Here is a 5,796-nt window from a genome sequence, read left to right as displayed (position 1 = left end):
GGCTAAGTTTTTACTAAAAATAGCAAAAATATTCCTATTCATAGAAATTGAAAGATTTATTCAACAGTCTTAATAATATGAAACTTTAATGCAACAATATAAAATTCTTTAATCGCTTTATAGCCTCTTGTAAAACATTTCTCTCAGCTGTAGCACTAATCCTAATATGTCCTGCCAAGCCAAAAGCACTTCCATGTATAACCCCAACCAGAGTTTCTTCTAAAAGCTTTAGACAGAAATCCTCATCCGTAAGTCCCATTTTATTTAGAATTTTACTTATATCCAAAAATATATAAAAACCTCCTTGAGGCATAAAAACTTTAACATCAGGTATATCTTTTAAAGTGTTAAAAACAAAATAAACACTTTCATAATACTCTTGATTCATATACTCAATATCAGCTCTTTCTAACTTTAGCGCCTCTATCGCTGCAATTTGTGAAATTGAACAAGCACAAGATAAAGATTGTGATTGAAATTTTTTTATAGCATTTATAAATTCTGCAGGTGCTAGAATATGTCCAACACGCCAACCTGTCATTGCATAATTTTTAGAAACTCCACTTGCAACTATTAAACGATCTTTAAGTTCTGGATAAATATTTGTAACAGTAATTGGCTTTCTATCCCAATAAATTTGATCATATACTTCATCACTAATTAATACTACATGATGATATTTCTTCATTAAATCTGCTAAAGCTCGTATCGTTGATTCTGAGTAGACTGCTCCTGATGGATTATTTGGAATATTGATTAAGATAGCTTTTGTCTTAGAACTTATCAAACTTTCTAAGCTTAGAATATCTGGCTCAAAACCATTATCAATACTAGTTTCTAAAACAACTGGAATACCTCCAGATAATTTAATCATATCAGGATAAGATGCCCAATATGGAGCCATGTAAATCACCTCATTTCCATGATTAATAATACAATTAAATATATTATGAAGACTATGCTTTGCCCCTGTGGTAACACAAACCTCATTAAGCTTATAATTAATACCATAATCACTACTATAGCGATTTACTATCGCTTGTCTTAGATCTTTATAACCATCAACTGTTGTATACTGAGTATAGTTATTTTGAATTGCTTCAATACCCGCTTTTTTCACAACATCTGGAGTATGAAACCCAGGCTCACCTACATTTAATGATAGAATATTTTTCCCTTCATCAACAAGCTCCTGGACTTTGGATGACATCAATGCTGTTGCAGATGGTTTAATATTTGTTACACGATTACTAATTTGTATAGTCATATATCTTCCTAATATTTCTACTAACGTGAGAAAAACTAAGATCTTGCAAAATTATGCTTAGACCGAAGCACTCCACGTTTAAGTTCAACGTGACAGTTCTGCTACCTTTCAGTATCAGACCCAAGAATACAGCTCATAACCTCTATATTCTTTCGGCACAATCTCTAAAAACCTAATCATCATTAAGCGTTATGGCTTTCAGATTAGCATTATAGACTATGCACCTCTTCTTTAAATTTGACAGTAAAAACTCTTACTAGATTTGAGCCTACCATAGTAAATAAAAACATGTCAAATACTATTTGGCATTTTTAAATAATGAAATAAAACAAGATAAAATAATTAAATGACTTAATTGTATTTATTTAAAAAACTAAATTTTTATAAAGAAAACTTTATCACCCTCTTAGGTTTTTTTACTTCGTTCATACATTACCCAATAAACAATCCAGGTACATATATATACAAATATGCCACAGAAAATCACATCACTAAAAAAGTGTCCTCCTTGAGCCATTCTCATTAGACCTAAACCTCCTCCTGCAGCTATAGCTACTGCAAAAGCTAAGGCTTTTTTCTTACGTGTAGCCGCAAGAGGCATTAGAGCAAAAAGCCAAAATCCCATAGATGCATCACCACAAGGGAAAGAACAATTTGTAGTACATTGATTAGATATTACAAATGGTTGTTGGAAAACTTTAGTGCCATCAAACTGTTGCACCATATATGGTCTAGGTCTTCCCCAATGATTTTTAAATATAGCATTTACAACAAGCCCAGGACCTATCCACAAGCATACCGCCACAAAAAATATCGCTTTTCTATTTTTTATTTGAAAAGCTTTTATAAATAATGATCCAATCAAGAATAAAATAACTATTATGGAAAATATCACTGGGAAAACCATTGCAAACTTATGCAAAGCTCCAAATACCCCATGATGAGTACTAGCAGCGAACCCACCATATGAAGGATCATAGAAATCACTCGCCAGAGCTAAATCCAAGTGAGGAAATATTAAAAAAAACACCCAAGCTAAAAAGCAAACAATAACGCCCACTATAATGTGAAATTTTGCCAAAATTTGTCCTTAATTAGTCATATACTTAATAAATTAGTACTATAGTTTAACATTTTTAAACTTTTTTTGTTAGAATTATGAATTGGTTTTATGATTAAGTTTAATTTTTATTTAAGATAATATGGCAGATAACGATACAAACAAAATTCATGCTATTGGTAGACTAAAAATAACATTAGTGGTTATTTTAGCAGCAGTTGTAATATACCTGTTTATAGCATTATTTAGCTTTAATATAAATGATCCTGGCTGGAGTAGTGTTTCATCAGAAACAACTATCAAAAATTATGCTGGCCCTGTTGGGGCTTATGTAGCAAGCTTTATACTCTCAATATTTGGAGTAGTTGGCTTTATCATCCCTTTTATTTTTGTTGATTTTATTAGAATACTATTGATCAAAAGAAAAGAACAAAGCCTCAGCTACTTGATGTTTACTGTTAAGACAATTGGTATTATTTTTTTCGTTCTCTCTTGTTGTGGGATTGCTGAACTATATTTTAGTTTTGCTAATTATTGGATGCCTCAAAGATCTGGAGGTATTTTTGGTTATGAGACAGCAAAAACTTTCGTTAAATATTTTGGTACAGTTGGCGGTTCATTTGCATTATTAGTCTCTTTACTTATAGGCTTAACTCTTTACTCAGGTATAGCTTGGCTAAGTTTGATTAAAAAAACTTTCACCTTATCTGGAAAATCTATTAGCTACATAGCAAAATCAAAAAAAAGTGATGAAGATATTGTAAATGTTAATGACTTTGAAGATTTTAATAACAAAATAAATGCTTCACCATTAAATAAAGATAAAAATACAGCTTCAGTATCTATTGAAAAAGAACAAAAAGAACAAAAAGAAGCTCCAAGTGAGGATATTTTTAAAGAAGTCTTAAAAAGTACTAAAGATAGTAATGAGCTTTCATTTAAGGATTTTAATAATAAACCAACTCAAGATGAACTATCCCTTTCTGATTTAGAGCAAAAAAAAAATAAATCGTCACTAGCTACCGAAACAACAAAGCCACAAATATCAAAAGCAAATAGCTTCAAAAAAAACCTCCTTCCTTCTCTTGATTTACTTATTGAACCTGAGGAAAAAAAGGCTGGAGTATCCCAAGAGCAACTAAATGAGACATCCTCATTATTAGAACAAACTCTAAATGATTTTAATATAAATGCTAAAGTAGTAGCTGCATATCCCGGCCCTGTTATTACTAGATATGAGATAGACCTAGCAAGAGGGACAAAAGTTAGCAAACTAACAAATATAGCCCAAGATCTAGCCAGAGCTCTATCAACAACAGCTGTTAGAGTTGTTGAGGTAATTCCTGGAAAGCCTTATGTTGGACTAGAATTACCCAACCCAACTAGACAAATGGTTCGAATAAAAGAAGTTTTATCTGCTCCAGAATTTCTAAAATCGAGATCGCCTACATTAATGGGAATAGGTGTTGATATTTCTGGAAAACCAGCATTTGCTGAACTTGCAAAAATGCCTCACCTTCTAGTAGCTGGAACAACCGGATCAGGTAAATCTGTAGGTGTTAATTCTATGATTATCAGCATGCTATATAAGTGTACTCCTGATGAACTAAAATTTATCATGATTGACCCAAAAATGCTTGAGCTATCTATTTACGATGACATTCCTCATCTTTTAACTCCTGTTGTTACAGATATGACAGAAGCTGCCAACTCTTTACGCTGGTGCGTTAAAGAAATGGAAAGACGCTATGCTCTTATGTCAGCTGCTGGTGTTCGAAATATATCCTTATTAAATGACAAAATCGAGCAAGCTGAAAAAGCTGGTAAACCTCTGAAAGACACTATGTTTATCAAGATGAATCCAGAGCGTGCTCATGAAGCTCCAACTCTTACAAAAATGCCTTATATTGTTGTTGTTGCAGATGAATTTGCAGATATGATTATGGTCGTAGGTAAAAAGGTTGAAGAGCTTATTGCAAGACTTGCACAAAAAGCCCGTGCTGCAGGTATTCATATTATATTAGCAACTCAAAGGCCATCTGTTGATGTTGTAACAGGACTTATAAAAGCCAATATCCCTACTAGAATGTCTTTCCAAGTGTCATCAAGAATAGACTCCAGAACTATACTTGATCAGCAAGGTGCTGAACAATTACTTGGACAAGGTGATATGCTATATCTAAAACCTGGTTTTGGTGCTCCAATGCGTATTCATGGCGCTTTTGTTGATGATAATGAGGTTCATAGAGTTGTTGAATCTTGGAAAGAGTATGGTCAACCAGAATATATCCAAGATATTCTTGAATCTACAGAAGATTCTGAAAGTGGTTCTACCACTGGAGAAGGTAACAGTGAAGATCCTCTATATAATGATGCCGTCGAAATAGTTATAAAAACACAAAAAGCTTCTATATCTGCAGTCCAACGAAAGCTAAAAATAGGCTATAACCGCTCTGCAAGATTAATGGAAGAAATGGAAGAAAATGGCATAGTTTCAGAAATGAATCAAAATGGCATGCGTGATGTATTAGTAAAGAGAGAATCCTAAATGAAAAAAATAATCATATTTTTAATAACAATTTTTATTAGTGCAAATATCTGTTTTGCCGATGCTGCAAGTGATTTAGTTAACAAGATTAGAAGCATCAACTCTATGACAGCTGACTTTAATCAAAAGCTTATTGATAACCAAAATGATAACAATATCAGCACACAAGGTAAGATGTCTCTAAAAAAACCTCAGTTTTTTAAATGGATTATAACATCCCCAAATAACCAACAAATTGTTTCTAATGGTAAGAAACTTTGGATTTATGATGGTGATCTTGATCAACTTATAATAAAAAAAGTCTCAAACAATATTGCGCAATACCCATACCTTATACTTTTATCAAAAAATACGGATAATATTGATAAACTATTTACAGTAAAAGAGGAAAGTAACAATAATTACATTCTTAAACCTAAAAATGATGAAATGATAAATAGTATAGTAATTAAGTTTGATAATGAAAATAAACTTAAGTCATTAGATATCTCAACTTCACTAAATCAATTTACTCAAATTACATTCTCAAATGTTAAAGACAATGCTTCTCTAGAAAATTCTTCTTTTGACTTCAAAACACCTAAAGATACTGATGTGATTGATGAAACAAAAGCCTAGAGCTTACTTCTTATCAACTATATATGCGCCTGCAGCACCACCTGCAGCAGCAACACCCCCAACAGCTAACCAAAAGCAACTATTTAAAGATAAAGTCAACGAGCTCACGAGCAACAATGATACAAACTTCTTTCTCATCCCTGAATACTTAAAAGATCATTTTCGTTTAGTATAACAGTTATATAAAGATATTACATAACAATTTAAATCAAGCACAATAATAAAGTATTAGAAAGACTGTTGAATAAATCTTTCAATTTCTATGAATAGGAATATTTTTGCTATTTTTAGTAAAAACTTAGC

At 32.1% G+C, this 5,796-nt stretch carries 5 protein-coding genes and 1 riboswitch; of the genes, 2 read left to right on the top strand and 3 right to left on the bottom strand.

Annotation, left to right across the window (positions count from 1 at the left end; genetic code table 11):
• Positions 1–85: 85 nt before the first annotated feature.
• Together R8535_RS10555 and lpxF are read right to left on the bottom strand one after the other, a co-directional pair.
• Positions 86–1,267, bottom strand: coding sequence for a pyridoxal phosphate-dependent aminotransferase (locus R8535_RS10555; RefSeq protein ID WP_329499069.1), 1,182 nt, complete (start codon positions 1,265–1,267; stop codon positions 86–88).
• A 57-nt stretch (positions 1,268–1,324) separates the two neighbouring features.
• Positions 1,325–1,504, bottom strand: a riboswitch (Lysine riboswitch).
• 169 nt (positions 1,505–1,673) lie between these two features.
• A complete protein-coding gene (lpxF, locus tag R8535_RS10550) occupies positions 1,674–2,348 on the bottom strand; it encodes a lipid A 4'-phosphatase LpxF (RefSeq protein ID WP_329499071.1) in 675 nt (224 codons plus the stop codon).
• A 121-nt stretch (positions 2,349–2,469) separates the two neighbouring features.
• Between lpxF and R8535_RS10545 the strand changes: the two genes are divergently transcribed.
• Positions 2,470–4,875 (top strand): DNA translocase FtsK, encoded by a 2,406-nt coding sequence (locus R8535_RS10545; RefSeq protein ID WP_329499073.1) that lies wholly within the window; start codon positions 2,470–2,472, stop codon positions 4,873–4,875.
• Positions 4,876–5,493: an outer membrane lipoprotein chaperone LolA gene (gene lolA, locus R8535_RS10540; protein ID WP_329499075.1), complete on the top strand. Its 618-nt coding sequence runs from the start codon at positions 4,876–4,878 to the stop codon at positions 5,491–5,493.
• A 3-nt stretch (positions 5,494–5,496) separates the two neighbouring features.
• On the opposite strand, the gene R8535_RS10535 is transcribed toward lolA, so the two are convergent.
• Complete coding sequence (locus R8535_RS10535) at positions 5,497–5,631, bottom strand: hypothetical protein (protein WP_329499077.1); 135 nt, start codon at positions 5,629–5,631, stop codon at positions 5,497–5,499.
• Positions 5,632–5,796 lie beyond the last annotated feature (165 nt).

The organism is Francisella sp. 19S2-4 (assembly GCF_036281795.1).
In the GTDB taxonomy this organism is placed as follows: Bacteria; Pseudomonadota; Gammaproteobacteria; order Francisellales; family Francisellaceae; genus Francisella.
Note: the sequence above shows the minus strand (reverse complement) of the source record. Positions and strands in the feature narration are given on the sequence as shown.

Excerpts from the sequence above, each read along its gene's own strand:
- R8535_RS10555 (WP_329499069.1), bottom strand. The coding sequence starts at position 1,267 with ATGACTATACAAATTAGTAATCGTGTAACAAATATTAAACCATCTGCA.
- R8535_RS10545 (WP_329499073.1), top strand. The coding sequence starts at position 2,470 with ATGGCAGATAACGATACAAACAAAATTCATGCTATTGGTAGACTAAAA.
- lolA (WP_329499075.1), top strand. The coding sequence starts at position 4,876 with ATGAAAAAAATAATCATATTTTTAATAACAATTTTTATTAGTGCAAAT.
- R8535_RS10535 (WP_329499077.1), bottom strand. The coding sequence starts at position 5,631 with ATGAGAAAGAAGTTTGTATCATTGTTGCTCGTGAGCTCGTTGACTTTA.